Source organism: Streptomyces sp. NPDC079141 (assembly GCF_040686775.1).
Taxonomy (GTDB): Bacteria; Actinomycetota; Actinomycetes; order Streptomycetales; family Streptomycetaceae; genus Streptomyces.
In genome coordinates, this window is the sequence record NZ_JBFBLP010000001.1 from 788,263 (window position 1) to 805,189 (window position 16,927).

General features: G+C 71.1%; 17 protein-coding genes and 4 pseudogenes. 15 read left to right on the top strand and 6 right to left on the bottom strand.

Going from position 1 to position 16,927, the window contains the following annotated elements; genetic code table 11:
- Positions 1–72: 72 nt before the first annotated feature.
- Positions 73–393 (bottom strand): annotated as a pseudogene (locus AB0Q90_RS03660) (MauE/DoxX family redox-associated membrane protein); the annotation flags it as partial.
- Between the two features lie 146 nt (positions 394–539).
- Here AB0Q90_RS03660 and AB0Q90_RS03665 point away from each other — a divergent pair.
- On the top strand, positions 540–1,565 hold the full coding sequence (locus tag AB0Q90_RS03665; protein ID WP_363158792.1) for a DUF3179 domain-containing protein: 1,026 nt from the start codon (positions 540–542) through the stop codon (positions 1,563–1,565).
- Positions 1,562–2,254, top strand: a complete 693-nt coding sequence (locus AB0Q90_RS03670; protein WP_363158793.1) for a hypothetical protein — start codon at positions 1,562–1,564, stop codon at positions 2,252–2,254. The genes AB0Q90_RS03665 and AB0Q90_RS03670 overlap by 4 nt, the downstream gene beginning before the upstream one ends.
- Before the next feature lie 21 nt (positions 2,255–2,275).
- On the opposite strand, the gene AB0Q90_RS03675 is transcribed toward AB0Q90_RS03670, so the two are convergent.
- Complete coding sequence (locus AB0Q90_RS03675; protein ID WP_363158794.1) at positions 2,276–2,569, bottom strand: DUF1707 domain-containing protein; 294 nt, start codon at positions 2,567–2,569, stop codon at positions 2,276–2,278.
- 478 nt (positions 2,570–3,047) lie between these two features.
- On the opposite strand from AB0Q90_RS03675, the gene AB0Q90_RS03680 reads away from it, so the two are divergent.
- Complete coding sequence (locus tag AB0Q90_RS03680; protein WP_363158795.1) at positions 3,048–3,461, top strand: CDP-alcohol phosphatidyltransferase family protein; 414 nt, start codon at positions 3,048–3,050, stop codon at positions 3,459–3,461.
- Here the strand turns inward: AB0Q90_RS03680 and AB0Q90_RS03685 are convergent.
- Positions 3,404–3,631, bottom strand: a pseudogene (locus AB0Q90_RS03685) (AhpC/TSA family protein); the annotation flags it as partial. The gene AB0Q90_RS03680 and the pseudogene AB0Q90_RS03685 sit on opposite strands and share 58 nt — an antisense overlap.
- A gap of 12 nt (positions 3,632–3,643) precedes the next feature.
- Here AB0Q90_RS03685 and AB0Q90_RS03690 point away from each other — a divergent pair.
- Together AB0Q90_RS03690 and AB0Q90_RS03695 are read left to right on the top strand one after the other, a co-directional pair.
- Positions 3,644–3,883, top strand: a pseudogene (locus tag AB0Q90_RS03690) (peroxiredoxin-like family protein); the annotation flags it as partial.
- Positions 3,884–3,958: 75 nt separating this feature from the next.
- On the top strand, positions 3,959–4,378 hold the full coding sequence (locus AB0Q90_RS03695) for a DoxX family protein (RefSeq protein ID WP_363158796.1): 420 nt from the start codon (positions 3,959–3,961) through the stop codon (positions 4,376–4,378).
- A gap of 882 nt (positions 4,379–5,260) precedes the next feature.
- On the opposite strand, the gene AB0Q90_RS03700 is transcribed toward AB0Q90_RS03695, so the two are convergent.
- Positions 5,261–6,262, bottom strand: a complete 1,002-nt coding sequence (locus AB0Q90_RS03700; protein ID WP_363158797.1) for an iron-siderophore ABC transporter substrate-binding protein — start codon at positions 6,260–6,262, stop codon at positions 5,261–5,263.
- A 134-nt stretch (positions 6,263–6,396) separates the two neighbouring features.
- Here AB0Q90_RS03700 and AB0Q90_RS03705 point away from each other — a divergent pair, with 134 nt between their 5' ends.
- The 4 genes from AB0Q90_RS03705 (at position 6,397) to AB0Q90_RS03720 (ending at position 9,742) form a co-directional block, all read left to right on the top strand.
- Positions 6,397–7,449 carry an iron ABC transporter permease gene (locus tag AB0Q90_RS03705; protein ID WP_363158798.1) on the top strand — a complete coding sequence of 351 codons (1,053 nt, stop codon included), beginning with the start codon at positions 6,397–6,399 and terminating at the stop codon, positions 7,447–7,449.
- A complete protein-coding gene (locus AB0Q90_RS03710; protein WP_363158799.1) occupies positions 7,446–8,501 on the top strand; it encodes an iron chelate uptake ABC transporter family permease subunit in 1,056 nt (351 codons plus the stop codon). Before AB0Q90_RS03705 ends, AB0Q90_RS03710 begins: the two co-directional genes overlap by 4 nt.
- 1 nt (position 8,502) lies before the next feature.
- Positions 8,503–9,339, top strand: a complete 837-nt coding sequence (locus AB0Q90_RS03715) for an ABC transporter ATP-binding protein (protein WP_363158800.1) — start codon at positions 8,503–8,505, stop codon at positions 9,337–9,339.
- 193 nt (positions 9,340–9,532) lie between these two features.
- Positions 9,533–9,742, top strand: a complete 210-nt coding sequence (locus tag AB0Q90_RS03720; protein WP_363158801.1) for a hypothetical protein — start codon at positions 9,533–9,535, stop codon at positions 9,740–9,742.
- Between the two features lie 190 nt (positions 9,743–9,932).
- Here the strand turns inward: AB0Q90_RS03720 and AB0Q90_RS03725 are convergent, their stop codons facing one another.
- On the bottom strand, positions 9,933–10,220 hold the full coding sequence (locus AB0Q90_RS03725; RefSeq protein WP_363158802.1) for a hypothetical protein: 288 nt from the start codon (positions 10,218–10,220) through the stop codon (positions 9,933–9,935).
- A gap of 203 nt (positions 10,221–10,423) precedes the next feature.
- Between AB0Q90_RS03725 and AB0Q90_RS03730 the strand changes: the two are divergent.
- From AB0Q90_RS03730 to AB0Q90_RS03740, 3 genes and pseudogenes are all read left to right on the top strand, one after another.
- Positions 10,424–10,625, top strand: a pseudogene (locus AB0Q90_RS03730) (galactose oxidase); the annotation flags it as partial.
- Positions 10,626–10,832: 207 nt separating this feature from the next.
- Positions 10,833–12,122 (top strand): DUF11 domain-containing protein, encoded by a 1,290-nt coding sequence (locus AB0Q90_RS03735; protein WP_363158804.1) that lies wholly within the window; start codon positions 10,833–10,835, stop codon positions 12,120–12,122.
- A gap of 126 nt (positions 12,123–12,248) precedes the next feature.
- Positions 12,249–12,428, top strand: a complete 180-nt coding sequence (locus tag AB0Q90_RS03740) for a hypothetical protein (RefSeq protein ID WP_363158805.1) — start codon at positions 12,249–12,251, stop codon at positions 12,426–12,428.
- Positions 12,429–12,539: 111 nt separating this feature from the next.
- Here the strand turns inward: AB0Q90_RS03740 and AB0Q90_RS03745 are convergent, their stop codons facing one another.
- Entirely contained in the window at positions 12,540–13,931 is a 1,392-nt protein-coding gene (locus AB0Q90_RS03745) for a glycoside hydrolase family 43 protein (RefSeq protein ID WP_363158806.1), read from the bottom strand.
- 221 nt (positions 13,932–14,152) lie between these two features.
- On the opposite strand from AB0Q90_RS03745, the gene AB0Q90_RS03750 reads away from it, so the two are divergent.
- The 3 genes from AB0Q90_RS03750 to AB0Q90_RS03760 all read left to right on the top strand — a co-directional run bounded on the left by AB0Q90_RS03750 (position 14,153) and on the right by AB0Q90_RS03760 (position 16,889).
- Entirely contained in the window at positions 14,153–15,595 is a 1,443-nt protein-coding gene (locus tag AB0Q90_RS03750) for an amidase (RefSeq protein WP_363158807.1), read from the top strand.
- A gap of 10 nt (positions 15,596–15,605) precedes the next feature.
- The gene (locus AB0Q90_RS03755) at positions 15,606–16,052 is read left to right on the top strand and encodes a type II toxin-antitoxin system PemK/MazF family toxin (RefSeq protein WP_363158808.1); all 447 of its coding nucleotides are present in this window, start codon (positions 15,606–15,608) and stop codon (positions 16,050–16,052) included.
- Between the two features lie 195 nt (positions 16,053–16,247).
- The gene (locus AB0Q90_RS03760; RefSeq protein WP_363158809.1) at positions 16,248–16,889 is read left to right on the top strand and encodes an HAD family hydrolase; all 642 of its coding nucleotides are present in this window, start codon (positions 16,248–16,250) and stop codon (positions 16,887–16,889) included.
- The last annotated feature ends 38 nt before the right edge of the window (positions 16,890–16,927 follow it).

Consider the following 16,927-nt stretch of genomic DNA (forward strand, 5'->3'; position numbering starts at 1 on the left):
GCGGGCCCCGCGCAGCAGCAGCCCCGCGTGGAGCAGCGTCGACGCGTCCTGGGCGAGCACGAACCAGCTCAGCCGCTGGGACAGGTAGCTGCCGAAGCAGCCGCAGTTGGTCACGGTGAGGCCGCGTGCGTACGCCTGCACGGCGAGGAATGTCCACAGCACCGAGACGGCCGTGAACACCCACACCGGAACAAGCGCCTTCGACCGCGGGCGGGCCAGAAACCAGACCCCGCACACCAGCTCGCCCGCGATCAGCGCCACGGCCTGCGCGGTCGCGGCGGCGCCGTCGACCAGCCCGTAGGCGTCCAGAATCCCGGGCATGTGCCCGAACGAAGCGAGCTGGCCGACCGCCATCGCCATATACACCGCACCCAGCACGATCCGCAGCACCATGATCTGAACGTAAGTAGCGCCGGAAGCCGAGAACTGTAAGCGCGCTCACCGAACAGACACCCCACGCGCGAGAACATCAGCAGCACGGGACCCGTCTTCGACGAGTGCACATCGCGCGGATCCCGGGTGGTCAGGGGTGATGCCCGGTGAACGCCCAGCCAAAGCCCAAGCCGGATCGTCGGCAGGTCATCAAGGGAGCCGGGGTGATCGGGGGGCTTGCCGCTCTGCTCGTGGGCGGGGGCGTCCTGGGCTGGCAGGCTGTCTCCGACCGCCCGTCCCAGACGGTGCCGGCAGTGCAGCAGGACCAGGATCCATCGCTGGAAACGCTGGCCGATGCGGCGGTCTCCGGCGGACCGGGCAAGGACGGGATCCCCTCCGTCGACCGGCCCCGGTTCGTCGCAGCGCGCGAGGCGGGCTTCCTCGCGGACGACGAGATGGTGTTCGGTCTGGAGTACCGCGGCGAGGTGAGGGCCTATCCGCAGCAGGTGCTGGTGTGGCACGAGATCGTCAACGACACCGTCGGCGGCGAGCCGCTGGCGGTCACCTACTGCCCGCTCACCGGCACGGTGATCGGATTCAACGCGCCGCCCGGCACACAGGAGCTGACGTTCGGCACCACCGGCAAGCTCGTCAACTCCAACCTGCTGATGTACGACCGGCAGACCGGCTCCGAGTGGCCCCAGCTGCTCGGCCAGGCGATCAGCGGCCCGCTCAAGGGCACGAAGCTCGACACCGTCCCCCTGGTGTGGACCACGTGGAAGGACTGGCGGGCCGCGCATCCCGACACCCAGGTGTTGTCCACCGACACCGGCGCCCTGCGCAGCTACGGCAGCGATCCCTACGGCTCCTACCCGGGGCACAGCGGCTACTACGTCAAGGGAGGACCGTTCTTCCCGGTACTGGTCACCAGCGACCGCTTCCCCGACAAGGACGTCGTGATCGGCCTGCGGGTCGGCGAGCAGCGGCTGGCGATCCGCAAGGAACTCGTCCGTACGGCCGGGACCGTACACGTCCAGGTCGCGGGCACGCAGGTCGTCGCGCGCTGGGACGAGAGGCTCGCCACGGCCCGTGTCCTCCAGCGCGTCGGCGAGAAGTGGGAGCCCGCCGACTCCCTCGACTCCATGTGGTTCGCCTGGTACGCGTTCTACCCGAACACCCAGGTCCGGCAATGAGCAGGCTCGTGACCGCGCTCGCCAGGGCCGGCGATGCATGGGACGCCACCCTCGCCGCCACCACGGCCACCCCGCGCCAGGTACGCGCCGCTCTCGCCGTGCGCCGTCACCGGCGGGTCGGGTTCGCGGCTGCGGCGCTGGTGCTGATGGGGTACCTGTTCTCCATCGGTGATCTCGCCGTGTCGGCCTCCGGCCGGTTCACCGGCGTCCCTGTCTTCCGGTCCGCCCCCGGGAAGCTCTTCCACGCGCGTGCCCCGTACCTGTTCGAACCGGTACTCGCCTGGCATCCGACCCCGCACGTGGCGGTGTTCCTCAGCCCGGTCAACCTGCTGCTCGGCGCGGTCGTCGCCGCGCTCGTCGGCTGCAACATCGCGGTCGCCCGGCTCGCGGCACGGCAGGCAGCCTCCTGCCGGCGCACCCGATACGCCCGGCTTCTCGGCGTCCTCCCGGCGTTCCTCCTCGGCTTCGCCTGTTGCGTACCGACCTTCCTGCTCGTCCTCGGCACCGGCACCGCCGCGGCCCTCCTGCCGGTGCTGATCCCGCTGCGCCCGGTGTTCTATCCGCTCACGCTGGTGCTGCTGATCGGCACGCTGGTGTGGGGTACGTCCCGGCTGGGCACGCCCCCCGCCCCTGCCCGGGCAGGGAAAGCTCCCATCTCCGAGCAGGGCGGCGATCGTCCGGAGCCGTAAGTACCGGGGACACGCCGGGGATCAATCGCGGGCGCGTGGTGGCGGCAGCCAGCAGAAGACCGCACACCGCAACGCCCGGACCAGCCGGTCGCCGACGCGCTCGCGCAGCGACACGGGGCCGACCTCGGAGGGCTCGGCCGGGTCCGCGGGCAGGTCGTCCAGCAGTGGGCTCAGGTCATCCTGCGAGCGAGCCCGCATGGCCCGTTCCGCCCGGCCCTCGAACTCCGCCTCGTCCAACCGGCCCTCGGCGTACGCCGTCTTGAGGCGTTCGAGGGCTTGTTCCCGTTCGGCGTGTCCGATGCGCAGTGACGACATGGCGCGCCTCCTGCTTCCAGGATATTGCGCCGTACACAGGCCCTTGGGTGAGCGCGCTCACGTTCCGGCCGTGGGCCGGCCGCCTACCGTGAGCGCAGCCGCATCCCTCACCTGAAGAAGGGGCGGCCGTCGTGCCCGTATCCGACCTCACCGACAGCCGCGCCGCGACCAACGCCCTGCTGGGGGGCGCTGAAGCAGGACCGCTGGAGACCGCACCCCGTCGCACGTTTCCTGCGGCAGGCCGCGGACCGGTCGGTACGGCAGGCGGCCCGCCGCCTCCGGGCACTCGGACAGATCACCACCCCGCTCGGCCTGCTGCTCGGCCTGCTGCGCGCCCTCACCCGAACCCGGCAGGCGAGGAGATGGGTGGCGACCAGCTGGACTCTGGGTGCCCTCCACCGGGGCCTGCCGGAGCACCGCACCGGCTCTCACCGGCCGACGCGCTCACCCTGCCGCGCGGCAACCTCCCGTCACGATCGTGGGGCCGAGCCGCCTCTCGGACGTGCTGGCCATCACCTCGGACCTCGCCGACGGCCACCTGGCGCGCCGCCAGGCCACCCAGTCCCCGTTCGGCGACTATGCCGACTCCTTCGCCGACGCCGCGTACTGGACCTGGCTCGTCCTGCGGCACGAACCCAGCCGCACGATACGGGCGGCGGCGATCGCCGCGTGGGCACTACCGGTCACCACGGTCACCGCCGTCGCCGTCAGCCGCGGAGCGATGCCCGAGTGGCCCCGCCCCGCGCTGCTGCGCCCGGCTGCCGCGGTGCAAGTGATCGTCGCTGTGCGGCATCTGCTGTGCCGCGGGCAGGCGGTCGGGCGCGGGAGTGGGGGTCAGCCGAGGGTGTCGAGGGCGGTGAGGATGTCGGCGGGTTCGGCGCGGGTGGTGTAGTCGGTGGCGACCAGGGCCCAGAGGATGGTGCCGTCGCGGTCGATGACGTAAGTGGCGGGCAGCGGCAGGGTGCGTGCGTGGCCGGCGTTGACGTGCTGGAGGTCGAAGCCGAGCTTGTCGTAGACGGCGGCGAGGTCGTCGGGGAGGTCGAAGGCGAGGCCGTACTGCTCCCCGACCTCAGCCTGCCCTCGGCGAGCGGGAAGACCGTCGCCCTGCGCGAGCTGCTGGCCGACGGCCCGGTCGTGCTGACCTTCTACCGCGGTGCCTGGTGCCCCTACTGCAACATCGCCCTGCGCGCCCTCCAGCAGCACCACGACGCCATCACCGCCCGCGGCGCCCGCCTTGTGGCCCTCTCCCCGCAGATCCCCGACGAGTCCCTGACGCTGACCGAGAAGCACGCCCTCGCCTTCGACGTCCTCAGCCCGCGGGTCGCAGTGCCGGAGGTAGCCTGACAGCAGGTGGTTGGACCTTCAATCAAACTCGCGCCGGAGGCCGCCATGGACGTCCTGGTGTTGATCGGACGCATTCTCTTCTCAGCCCTCTTCCTCAGCGGCGCGGTCGGCCACATGACCAAGACCAAGGCCATGGCCGGTTACGCCTCCTCCCGCGGCGTGCCGGCACCCGTTCCCGCCGTGCTCGGCGGCGGCGTGCTGCTCCTCGCAGGCGGGGTGAGCGTGCTGCTCGGGGTCTGGGCCGACCTCGGGGCGCTGCTGCTGGCTGTCTTCCTCGTGCCGACCGCCGTGCTGATGCACGCATTCTGGAAGGAGACCGATGCGCAGGCGCGGCAGATGGAGATGACCCACTTCCAGAAGGACATGGCGCTCGCGGGCGCCGCGCTCATGCTGCTCGGCCTGATCGCCCATGCGGGCGGTGACCTCGGCCTGACCGTGACCGGGCCGCTGTTGGACATGGACTGAATCGCCGGGCACGGCACGGTCCTTGAGCCATGCAGGTTGAAGCTGCGCACATCGCCCCGTCAACGCCGTGTATGCAGCTCCTACGGGCACCAGCGGGTCTCGCGCCGGGCGTGCCCGCCCAGGGATTCATTCCCAAGACGGTTGTCCGGCCGACCGGTTCGGGCACACGCTGGAGGCCACGACCACGTCGGCCCTGCGGGATGGAGTCCGCCCGTGCGTCGTCCGGCTGGGCCGCACCGTGGTGACGTACCGCGGCTGTTTCCGCTGGTCTCTGGTGGCCTGGCCGCTGTCGCCGGTCTGTTCACGGGCGGCGCGGCAGCCGGTGTGCCGCTGCCCACCGGGCCGGCCGCCGCGGTGATCGGGCTGTTCTGGGGCGCGTTCACCCCGCGGGTGCTCAGGCTCGCGCCGTCCTGCGGCACGCCCGGTGGAGGCCCAGGTCCCGGCGGCGCGGGTCTTCCTTGGCAGCCGGGTCCATGGGGCGCTCCCGCCCGGCCGGATCAGTGGGGATACGGATTCTGGCAGGCGAGGCGTGCGTCCCGGGGAACGTCAAGCGCCCCGCCTGCCGGAGGAAGGCAGGCGGGGCGCGGGTGCGCGCGGATTCACAGGCACGGGGGGGGAGCCTTGAATCCGCGGCTGCCGATGACTCATCGACGCATGCTTCTGCGTCACCGCTCCCCATCGGCAAGTCCCTTTGAACGGCTGCGGGTTGAGCGCCTCCCCGGTGCGGCCGACAGTGACCGATACCGGCGCGCTGACTCCGGGGGCCACGCCGGCTCGGTCGGGCGGAGACCGTACCGGGCGGGGCTGCGTCGTAGATCCGGGATGGGCGCTGGTGTGCGCCCTCAGAGTCAGCGCGCACACTGGCGCGGGGTCCGCCTGCTGCTACTTGGCGGGGTCGACCTCGAAGGTGTCGGCCATGTCGTCGAGGATCAGGTCGGCGCCCTGGAGAGAGACGGAGGTCATCCAGGACTCGTCGGCGACCTTGTGCACGTCGCCGGACTTGACGGCGTCGAGGCGCTTCCACAGCGGATTGGCGAGGAACTTCTTCTCGCGCTCCTCGCCGCCGGAGAAGGCGGTGTAGAAGATGACGTCCGCGCCTGCCTGCTCGATCTGCTCCTCGCTGATCTCCAGGACGAACTGCTCGGGGTCCTGCTGGCTCTTCGGCCGGGCCAGGCCCATGTCCTCAAGGACGATGCCGCTGAAGCTCTTGGGCAGGTAGATACGAGTGGGGCCGTCGAGGAAACGGACGACGGAGACGGTCGGGTCGCCTTCCTTGGCATTGATCGCGTCGCCGACCTTCTTGGCGCGCGTCTCGTAGGCGGTGAGCTTCTGCTCGGCCTTGCTCTCCTCGCCGAGGGCCTTGGCAAGGAGGGTGATGTTGTCCTTCCACGTCGGGCCGGTGGTCTCGACGAAGACCGTGGGGGCGATCTCGCTGAGCTGGTCGTAGAGGTCGTCGTGGCGGACGGTGGCGGAGACGATCAGGTCGGGCTTGAGGGCGGCGATGGCTTCGAGGTTGGGGCTCTCCAGCGGGCCGACATCCTGGGTGTCCTTGACGGCGTCGCCGAGGTACTCGGGGAAGCCCTTCTGGTCGCGGTAGGAGCCGATGCCGCCGACGAGCGGACGGTCCAGGGCGACGACGGCCTCGACCAGGCTGTTGTCCAGGGCGACGATCCGCTCCGGCTTGGCCTCAAGCTCGGTGCTGCCCTTGTGGTGCTCGACGGTGCGGGGGAAGCCCGCGGACTTCTCGGCCGCACTCGTGCTGCTGTCGGCGGACTTGGTGTCCGCGTTGTCGGAGCCGCCGCAAGCGGTCAGTCCGGCGGCCAGGACCGCGGTCAGGGCGAGGGCACCGAAGCGGGCGCGGCCCCTGTGGGCGAGGGTGAACACGTGCGTCTCCCAGAGCGAATGGTGATTAGGGAAGCCTTACCTGAGTAAGACTGCGTGAGCATAGCCTTTCGGCCACAGGCAATTCACAGGGGGTAGTGGAACCCTAAATTTAGGCATGCCTTACCTTTATGGACGTGTCCCCGCCTCTGTCCCCGGTCGCGGCCCCGCCCGCTCTGCCGTCGCGCTCCTCCTCCCGCCGTCGCTCCGCCGTTCTCCTCGCCCTGTTGGCCACCCTCGCCGTGGCCGGATGTGCCTCCCTGGCGATCGGCACCAAGGCTGTCCCGCTGTCCGACGTCCTGTCCGCCCTGGGCGGCGGAACGGACGGCGACGCCGTCGTCGTACGGGAGTTGCGCATGCCGCGCACCCTGCTCGGACTGCTGGCCGGACTGGCGCTCGGCGCCGCCGGAGCCGTCGCGCAGGACATCACCCGCAACCCGCTCGGCGACCCCGGACTGATCGGCGTCAGCGCGGGCGCCGCGTTCTCCGTCGCCGCGAGCATCGGGCTGCTCGGGCTGACCAGCTCCTACCAGTACGTGTGGTTCGCCTTCCTCGGCGGCGCGCTCGCCGGGCTGATCGCGTACGCCGTCGGTGGCACCGGCTACGGCGGTGCCACCCCCGCCAAACTCGCCCTCGCCGGGGCCGCTGTCACCGTGCTGCTGGATGCCGGCACCAACGCCCTGGTGCTGCTGGACGTGCGCACCCTGGACCAGTACCGCTACTGGGCCGTGGGCTCACTCGCCGGCCGCGATGCCCAACTCGGCGTCCAGCTCCTGCCGTTCCTCATAGCCGGACTGTTCCTCGCCCTCGCCCTGAGCGGACGCCTCAACGCCCTCGCCCTCGGCGACGACCTCGCCTCCACCCTCGGCACCCAGGTCCGCACCACTCGGGCGCTGGGCGCGCTCGCCGTCGTCCTGCTCACCGGGGCCGCCGTGGCCGCCGCCGGGCCGGTCACCTTCGTCGGCCTGGTCGTCCCGCACGTCGTACGGGCCTTCACCGGCCCCGACGCCCGCTGGCTGGTGCCCTGCTCCGCGCTCGGCGGGGCCACGTTGGTGCTGGCCGCCGATGTGATCGGGCGCATCGTCGCCCGGCCCGGCGAACTGGAGGCCGGCGTGGTCACCGCGTTCGTGGGTGCTCCCTTCCTCGCCGTGATGGTCAAGCGCGGCAAGCTCAAGGAGCACACCCGGTGAAAGACCTTCGCATGGAACTCGGGCCCGTCGGGGTGCGGGTGAGGCCCCGGGTCGCCGTGACCGCCCTGGCTCTCGTGGCCACCGCCTTCGCCGCCTTGGTCGCCTCGGTGTCACTCGGTACGTTTTCCCTTCCGGTGGGGGATGTGTTCGGCGCGCTGTTCGGCGCCGGGGACGGATCCGCCGACCTGATCGTCCATCAACTCCGGCTGCCCCGCGCCCTCACTGCCCTGCTGGTGGGCGCGGCGTTCGGCGTTGCGGGCGCCGTCTACCAGGCGGTCACCCGCAACCCGCTGGCCAGCCCCGACCTGATCGGCATCTCCGCCGGCGCCGGAGCGGGCGCGGTGGGCGCCATCCTCATCGGCGGGGTCACCGCGGCCGGTGCGGGCACCTTCGGCGCCGTACCGTTCGGCGCCCTCGCCGGAGCCCTCCTCACCGCCACCGTGATCTACCTGCTGGCATGGCGGGACGGCACCATCACCGGCTACCGCTTCGTCCTCGTCGGTATCGCCGCCAACGGCGCTCTGGCCGCACTCACCCGCTGGATGCTCGCCCGCGCCGACATCGACCAGGCCGGGCGCGCGATGGTGTGGCTCACCGGCAGCCTCAACGGCCGCAGTTACGACCACGTCCGATGGGTCGGCCTCGCCCTGCTGCTCCTCGTGCCCCTCACCCTCGCGCTGGCCCGCGCCTACCAGCTGCTGCAGTTCGGCGACGACACCGCGCTCTCCCTGGGCATCCGCATCGGCCGTGCCCGGATCGCGCTGCTGCTCCTCGCCACCTGCCTCGCCGCGCTGGCCACGGCCGCCGCGGGCCCGGTCGCCTTCATCGCGCTGGGCGCCCCGCAGATCGCCCGCCGCCTCGCCGGTACGGCGGGCATCCCGCTCGTCCTCAGCGGCCTGACCGGGGCCGCCCTGCTCCTGCTCGCCGACCTCGCCGCCCGCTTGGTCTTCTCCCCGACCGAGCTGCCGGTCGGCATCGTCACCGGCGCTGTCGGGGCCCCGTACCTGCTGCTGTTGCTCGCCCGCGCCAACCGGGCCGGAAAGGGAGGCTGACATGACCGCCACGCCCAACGCGCCCGTGAAGCACGGGACCTCACTGGCCGGGGCCGGCCTGCGGCTGACGTACGGCGAACGCGTCGTCGCCGACGAGCTCGACCTGGACATACCGGTGGGTAAGGTCACCGCCCTGGTCGGCCCCAACGCCTGCGGCAAGTCCACCGCCCTGCGCGCCCTGGCCCGCCTGCTCAAGCCCGCCGCGGGCGCCGTGCACCTCGACGGCGACGACATCGCAGCCCTCCCGACCCGAGAACTCGCCCTCAGACTCACCCTGCTGCCCCAGACCCCCACCGCCCCGGACGGCATCACTGTCCGCGACCTCGTCGCCCGTGGCCGCACGCCGCACCAACGCTGGTGGCGCCAGTGGTCCTCCGCCGACGACACCGTCGTGGACCACGCCTTGAAGGCCACCGGCACCGCGGAACTCGCCGACCGCACCCTCGACGCCCTCTCCGGCGGCCAGCGCCAGCGCGTCTGGATCGCCATGGCCCTGGCCCAGGACACCCCCGTCCTTCTGCTGGACGAGCCGACCACCTACCTCGACCTCGCCCACCAGGTCGACGTCCTGGAACTCGTCGCCCACCTCAACCGAACCAAGGGCCGCACCATCGTCATGGTGCTCCACGAACTCAACCTCGCCTGCCGCTACGCCGACCACCTCATCGCCATGCGCGATGGCACGGTGATCGCCGCGGGCCCGCCCTCGGAGGTTGTCACCCCAGACCTCGTCCACGACGTGTTCGACCTGAACGCCACGGTCATCACCTGTCCCGTGGCGGGCACACCCCTGGTCATCCCGGACGGCAGACCGCACCCCCAAACCGACACACCCTGAAGCGGGTGCGCCCACCCGGAGTGAGCGGGCCCCTTCGGCCCTCAAGATCGGGTCACCTGCCACGGCGCGCCCGGCACCAGAGGTGCCACAGGGTCCGATCACAGTTGCGCGGTCAACATCCTTGTGGGTAAAAGTACTTGGCGCCGTTGCGGGTCAGTATCGACCCCTCGTGCCGCGGGGAGGCGGAGGAGACATGGGCGAGCGGATCAACGCCAAAGTGCTGCTTCTGTACGGGGACCAGGCCGAGCTCACGACCGAGCACCGGGGCCCGGAAGACCCCGAACGTGCGCCCGTCGCCCGCCTCGTCGCGGACACCGGCATCCCGCGCGCCCGACTGGTCGGCGCCGAACTGGTGGCCGTGATCGGCGACGACGGCCACCTGGAGAGATTCGAGCGCCGCTGAATCACAGGCCCTTGTTCTCCTGGACAACCGTGTACGGCTCGCTGAACCCTGAGCCTCAGCCGGTGAGCGGGCCGTCAGGGCCGCGTGCGTGCAAGGGCATGCTGCCAGCCGTGTCTGCGATGCTTCGCGAGACTTCCCGACCGTCCGCTCGGAGAACAGGCTTTGGGGGCCCACGCGCCTGGCCGGGAGGTCAGCGCCGTTCCCTGGGTTCTTCCTCGGTCCAGGTGAACGCGTCCAGGCCGACGGAGCCAGGCCCGGTGTTCGAGAGGGGGCCGACTGTGTCGCCATGACCTGTACCGTTTCCGTGCGCCGTGCCCTGAGGCCGGGGCCGCAGCATGCGGTCCGCGGCCCAGGCCAGCGCGAAGACGGCGGTCAGAGCGGCTCCGGCGAGCAGCAGAAGCACGACCGGCATGAAGACCCCGAACATCACCGTGGAGCGGGCGATACCAGGTACGTCGGCGCAGGCGCAGGCAATCACGGAGCCTGCCCTGCCCTGTCTGATCCACCGGACACCTCGGCTGACGCAACCGTGACAAGGACGTGGCGACTACGTTTCCCATACCCACGGAGTCCAGCCTGCCCGCCGCCCTCACCCCCGGCCAGGCCACCGTCCGGGCCTCGGGTGTGGACGGTCCGCCTCCAGGCACGCGTGGTCCCGCTTGAACCCGCGGCGACTCGCGCCCGCACCTGCCGGAGAACACCCGCTACCCCAACAGCGTGATCCTGCCGGACAAAACCGTCCTCACCACCGGAGGCAGCCACGACTACCGCGGCAAGGGCGCCGGCGACATCCTCAAGGCCCAGATCTACGCCCCCGTCACCAACGTCTTCCCCCCCTGCCGCCGATCCCACCGTCGGCCGCAACCACCGCACGGAGGCCCTACGTGCTCTCAGTCACGCGGCGGTGCGGACGAACCCTCCGTGGACATCTCCCGCCTGGCGGTCCGCGAGGCTCGTAGGCCGCCGAGGGGTTCTGAAAAAGGTTCCGTCGCCCTCCTGGCGGTAGCGCGTCATCCCGGTGGATCGCCCCGATTGCCTACGGCAGGGGCGCTTTCGAGTCTGTAAGCCCACCCGTCAAGAAGGGCTTCCCATGAGATCTGGAAGAGACGAGAGAACGTACGGCACACCGCGGAGACGGCCTCGGTGGATCGCCCTGCTGGCGAGCGGAGTCATGGCCGGTTCGGCCCTCGTCGCCGCCGCTCCCTCTCCCGCGGCGGCCGCGGCGGCGCCTGCGGTCACCGGGCCGGTGAGCATCACCACCAACCAGCTCACCCGCGCGAATGGTACGTGGTCGGGCCTGTTCATCCGCGTCCCGACCACCGAGAACGCCCGGATCGACCTGACGCTGGCACTGCCGTCTTCGGTGGCCGACACCTTCGTCATGGGCTGCGAAACCTTCAACGGGGCGACTCCCGACTGCGACGCCGCCGGCGGCGGCGACACCATCCAGGTCGCGGTGAGCGAGGACGGCGATGGCGTGGAGGAGGCGACCACTGTCCAGGTCATCGTCCGGCTGTACGCGAACACCGACACGGACCTGTCCTCCGTGGAAGGCGACGCGATGGTGCATCGCATCGACACAGTGGCGGTCACGGCGGCGCCGGGCACCGGGACCAGTGGCCAGACCTCGACCGACTCCGGGCCGATGGAGGTGCTGCCCGGGCCTGGCGACGCCCTGATCGAACTGACCACCACCGCGCCGGAGGGGACCCCGTCCGTGCCGCAGGGTGGTTCCGTCCGCTACGAGGCGACCCTGGAGCGCTTCGGCAGGACCGACCAGACCACCGAGGCGACGGTCGGTCTTGTCGCCGACGCCGCCCAGGGCACCACGGTGCCCCAGCCCACGCAGACAGTGGCCTTCGCCCCGGGCGAAACGGACAAGCAGGTCGCGTTCACGGTGAACGTGCCGGCCTCCGCGCCCCTCGCCGCCGCGACATACCACCTCGTGGCGACGTACGACCCCAACGGCACCGACGGCAGCCCCACCGACACCGAGACCGGCGCCCAGCGCTCCTTCCGGATCGTGGCACCGCCCCGCGCTGATCTGCGGACCACCCTCACCGCACCGGCCACGGTGCGAACCCACCGGCAGATGACCTATACCGTGACGGTCCACAACGACGGTCCCGACCCGGCCGCCGACACCGTGGCCACCCTCAATCTGCCACCGCGCGTGATACCGCCCGGCGACGGCGATCAGGTGGTCTGGAACCTCGGCACGATCGCTGCGGGAGCCAGCCGGACCGTGGAGGTGACCGTCCAGGTCCGGGTGGCGCCGCACCGGACCGTGACGGCCCATGCATCGGCGGTCTCCGCCACCGCCGACCCGGACACGTCCGACAACACGGCGACGGCGACCACCCAGGTCGTACCCCGCTGAGGGCCACTGCCTCACCCGCCGGCGGCCGGCGCGTCAGCCCGCGTCGGTCTCCGGTTCGGGGCGGGGCCACTGCACCGCCTCCGAGGTCGCTGCGAGGGTCGAAGGCGCAATGCGGCCCGCACCGTCATGGACGTCGAAGCCAACTACACCGCCGACGCCGTGGCCGTCGGCCGGGCGATCATCGCCAACCCCGACCTGGTCGAACGCCGGCAGGGCGATCACCCGGAGAACGAGCCGCGCCAGGAGCTGTTCTACGCGAGCGGCCCCGAGGGTTACACCGACTACCCCTTCCTCCAGGCGAACTGAGACCCAAGGCCGCGCCTGTCCATGCGGCCCCCGACGCCTGGACAGGCGCACCTGGCAGGCGGGCTGCTGCCGCCGAGCGACAGCACTGCCCCAGTTCAGCGGGGCCCCAGCTCAGCCCCAGGCCGTAACCGGCACAAACGAACTGTCCTGCCGGAACAGCTCCGTCCCGTCCCCCCGCTCCACCCTTAGCTGATAGCCGTAGTGCCGCAGGTAGTAGCCGGGGTAGTTGTACGACTCGAAGCGCAGCGAGCCGCTCGTCGTCCCCGTCCGTGCGATGAACGTCGCGTCCCGCGCGAACGTCGACGTGCCGGAGTTGGCGTCGAAGCGGGCGCGGTAGTCGTAGTGGCGCAGGTAGTTGCCGGAGGCGTCGCGGAAGGAGTAGGCATTCGAGTCGGCGAGGCCGGCGACGACTGTGAAGGTGGACGCCTGCTTCTCGGCGGTAGTGCTGGAGGCGTTCACCACCGGGAGGTTGAGGAGGGCGGACTGCTGCTGCCAGTAGCGGGTGGGGTAGTTGGCGGACTGGAAGGAGCGGGTGATGTTCCGGGTCAGGGACGGGCCGCCCGTCACCGTCTCCTTCACGACCGTGAAGTGGCGTGCCGTGCCGGAGATCGCCGGGAGTGCGGCGGGGGCCGACCAGGTCGCGAAGGTGTCGTAGCTGTCGCTGTAGTAGTAGGAGCCGTCGCCGTAGCCGTCGAAGAACAGGCGCCAGGCTCCGTTGTCCAGTTGGATGAGGGCCGGGCCCTCGCGGTAGCTGCCCCAGCCCGCCCAGTTGCCGGTGCGGGTGATCGTGTAGGGCCCGGTGAGGTTGGAGGCCGTGCCGTACTCGATGTACTTCGTCGTCTCGTTCTTGGTGAAGGCGTGGTAGGTCGAGCCGATCTTCACCAGGAACGTGTCGATGTGGTTGGCGCCGATGCCGGAGAGGGCGACGGGTGAACTCCAGGCCGTCAAAGAGGAGTTCGTCGCTCGCAGCAGATACGGCGTGAAGATCCACTCGTCGTTGGTCGTCGAGCAGGACACGATGATGTTGACGCTGCCGTCGCTGTCGACGAAGAACTCCGGCGCCCAGGCGCGGGAGAGGTTGGCGATGGGGACCGGATAGTCGTAGAGGAAGGTCCAGTTGACGCGGTCGGCGCTGCGGGCGAAGCCGATGGTGGTGCTGGTGTCCTGCCAGGTGTGCGTCGTGTAGGTGACGTAGTAGTAGCCGTCCGTGTGTCTGATGACGCTCGCGTCGCGGATGCGGTTGGCCGGCGGGGTGTAGGCGGAGGACTTCAGCAGGCGGAAGTCGGTGGCGTCGTCGGACTGGTAGACGTTCACGGTGCCGTCGTTGCTGTTGAGGAACGGCACGATCGTGTAGCGGGTGGCGGAGCCGCTCGGCGGTGCGGCGGCGAGGGCCGTGCCGAGCAGGCCGGGGGCCGTGGTCAGGGCGACCGCCGAGGCGGGCAGGGCGGCCATCGCGCGCAGGAGGGTGCGGCGCGAGGGGGTGGTGGGGGGTTGTGCGGTCATGGGCGGCTCTCCCTCTGACACGGATACGTTCGATATACCGAACTCAGTTCGGCAAGTCGTGCAGAAGGTAGGGGTGCGTCAGGCACGCGTCAATGGTTTACGCACGAGCCGGATGTGACCCGTGAGGCGGCTGTGCCGAGCTCTCCAACTTCCCCACCCTGGCCGGGCGTTCCCGCAGAGGTTACTGTTCAGTAGACAACGACGTCCCGGAGGAGCCCCGCATGACGCTCGACCGTGCCGCAGGCCTCGCGGAGTCCGCCCGTGCGCTCGCCGCCGGAGAGGTGACGTCCCGGGCGCTCGTCGAGCAGGCGCTGGCCCGGATCGAGGCCACGCAGGAATCGCTCAACGCCTTCCGGGTCGTACGGGCCGAGGCCGCGCTCGCCGAGGCCGACGCGGCGGACAAGGAGCTTGCCGCCGGGGTGCGACTGCCGCTGCTCGGCGTGCCGGTGGCCGTCAAGGACGACATGGACGTGGCGGGTGAACCCACCGCGTTCGGCTGCCCCGGGGAGTTCCCGCCCGTCGCCGAGGACGGCGAGGCGGTACGGCGGCTGCGCGCGGCCGGTTCCGTGATCGTCGGCAAGACCAACACCTGCGAACTCGGGCAGTGGCCGTTCACCGAGGGGCCCGCGTTCGGTGACACCCGCAATCCCTGGAACGCCGGGCACACGCCCGGCGGTTCGTCCGGTGGTTCGGCCGCCGCCGTCGCCGCCGGGCTCGTACCCGCCGCACTCGGTTCGGACGGCGCCGGTTCGGTGCGCATCCCGGCGTCCTGGACCAACCTGGTCGGCATCAAGCCGCAGCGCGGGCGTATTTCGACATGGCCGCGCGGGGAGTCCTTCCAGGGCATCACCGTCAACGGCACGCTGGCCCGTACGGTCGCCGACGCGGCCCTGCTGCTGGACGCCGCCGCCGGAAACCACGAGCACGACCCGCACCGCCCGTCCGCCATCGACGCCTCGGAGGCCGTCGAGCGTGAGCCCGGACGGCTGCGGATCGCCCTCTCATTGAAACCGCCGTTCACCGGCCTGCCCGCCCGGCTCCGGCCGGAGGTGCGGGACCGGGTCGTCCAACTGGCCGAGAAACTCAGCGCGTTGGGGCATCACGTCGAGGAGGCCGATCCGCCGTACGGCCAGATCGGGCTCACCTTCGTGCCCCGCGCGACCGTCGGCATCGCGGAGTGGGTCAGCGACTCCCCCTTCCCCGCACTGCTCGACCGGCGCACCCAGGACGCCGCCCGGCTGGGCCGCCTGCTCGGCGGGGCACCGCTGCGGGCGGCCCGCCGCGCGGAGGCGGTCCTGCACCGCCGTATCGGCGCCATGTTCGAGTCCTACGACGTGATCCTCGCGCCCACCACAGCCGCTCCCCCGCCGCGGATCGGCGCGATGCTCGGGCTCGGCGGACTGGCCACCGACCGCGCGATGATCGCCGCCTGCCCCTTCGCCTGGCCGTGGAACGTGCTCGGCTGGCCCGGCGTCAACGTCCCCGCCGGGTTCGTGAACGACGGACTGCCCGTCGGCGCCCAGCTGTTGGGCCCGGCCCACAGCGAGCCCCTTCTGATCTCGCTGGCCGCACAGTTGGAGTCGGAGCTGCGCTGGCACGAGGCGTGGCCGCCGGGGCGGTACGCCGCGGTGCCCGGCGTCCATGGACCGTCGCCCACGCTCTAACGTGGCCCCCGTGACTGCGTCTACCGAAGAGAACGTCCCCGGCCGCTTCGGCCCCACCGCCACCACCGAGGCCGACCCGCGCAAGGTCGGCCGGGTGCACACCGAGTACTCCCCCGCGCACGACGGCGACCCGGACCCCGGCGAGATCGTCTGGACCTGGGTGCCGTTTGAAGAGAACGACGGCCGTGGCAAGGACCGGCCCGTCCTCGTCGTGGCCCGCGAGGCGGCCGGCACCTTCCTCGCCGTACAGCTCTCCAGCAAGCGGCACGACAGCGACCGCGACTGGGTGCCGATCGGCAGCGGCCCCTGGGACCGGTCGGGGCGCGACTCCTGGGTGGACGTGGACCGGGTGCTGAGACTGCACGAACAGGGCATGCGGCGCGAGGCGTGCGCGCTGGACCGGATGCGGTTCAACTCCGTGGTGCATCGGTTGGGGTTGCGGTATGGGTGGACGTGAGGTGAGCAACGGGGCGCCGCGGCCGTGGCGTTACGGCTCCGGCGGCCGTCAGTCGCGGCAGTCGCACCCGACAGCGCACCCGCACGCTCCTGCCTTCGGCTCCGTCACCGGCGGCGGAACCGCACAACACCCCTTGCCTCGCCAGTCCCCGGCCGGGACGCCGTACTGCGAGGAGCGACACCATAGGCTCCCAGGGTGATTGAGACCATCGTGTTGGACGTCGGGGAGACGATCACCCGGGACGACCGCTACTGGGCGTCCTGGGCTGACTGGCTCGGCGTTCCCCGCCACACCCTCTCGGCGCTCGTGGGAGCCGTTGTGGCTCAGGGCCACGACAATGCCGAGGCCCTGCGACTCGTGCGGCCGGGTATCGACGTCGCCGCCGAGTACCGCGCCCGAGAAGCCGCCGGCCGTGGTGAGCACCTCGACGAAAGCGATCTCTACGACGACGTCCGCCCGGCTTTGTCCACGCTGCGACAGCTGGGGGTACGCGTGATCATTGCTGGTAACCAGACATCCCGCGCGGGTGAACTGCTCCGCGCCCTGGACCTTCCCGCTGATCTGGTCGTCACCTCGGGGGAATGGGGGGTGGCGAAGCCGCACCCGGAGTTCTTCCAGCGGGTGCTTGACATCGCGAACGCTGCCCCGAGCGCGACCCTCTACGTCGGCGACCACCCGGCGAACGATGTCTTCCCGGCGAAGGCAGCAGGCCTGCGCGTCGCGCACATCCGCCGGGGGCCGTGGGGTTGCTTGTGGGCCGACCTACCCGAAGTCGTTGCTTCGGCAGATTGGCGGATCGACAATCTCACCCAGCTCACGAAAATCGTGAACGGCTGACGGGAACGAAGCGCCCCACCAACCAGTGCTGGTGCGGC

Excerpts from the sequence above, each read along its gene's own strand:
- AB0Q90_RS03670 (WP_363158793.1), top strand. The coding sequence starts at position 1,562 with ATGAGCAGGCTCGTGACCGCGCTCGCCAGGGCCGGCGATGCATGGGAC.
- AB0Q90_RS03675 (WP_363158794.1), bottom strand. The coding sequence starts at position 2,569 with ATGTCGTCACTGCGCATCGGACACGCCGAACGGGAACAAGCCCTCGAA.
- AB0Q90_RS03695 (WP_363158796.1), top strand. The coding sequence starts at position 3,959 with ATGGACGTCCTGGTGTTGATCGGACGCATTCTCTTCTCAGCCCTCTTC.
- AB0Q90_RS03715 (WP_363158800.1), top strand. The coding sequence starts at position 8,503 with ATGACCGCCACGCCCAACGCGCCCGTGAAGCACGGGACCTCACTGGCC.
- AB0Q90_RS03720 (WP_363158801.1), top strand. The coding sequence starts at position 9,533 with ATGGGCGAGCGGATCAACGCCAAAGTGCTGCTTCTGTACGGGGACCAG.
- AB0Q90_RS03735 (WP_363158804.1), top strand. The coding sequence starts at position 10,833 with ATGAGATCTGGAAGAGACGAGAGAACGTACGGCACACCGCGGAGACGG.
- AB0Q90_RS03740 (WP_363158805.1), top strand. The coding sequence starts at position 12,249 with ATGGACGTCGAAGCCAACTACACCGCCGACGCCGTGGCCGTCGGCCGG.
- AB0Q90_RS03745 (WP_363158806.1), bottom strand. The coding sequence starts at position 13,931 with ATGACCGCACAACCCCCCACCACCCCCTCGCGCCGCACCCTCCTGCGC.
- AB0Q90_RS03750 (WP_363158807.1), top strand. The coding sequence starts at position 14,153 with ATGACGCTCGACCGTGCCGCAGGCCTCGCGGAGTCCGCCCGTGCGCTC.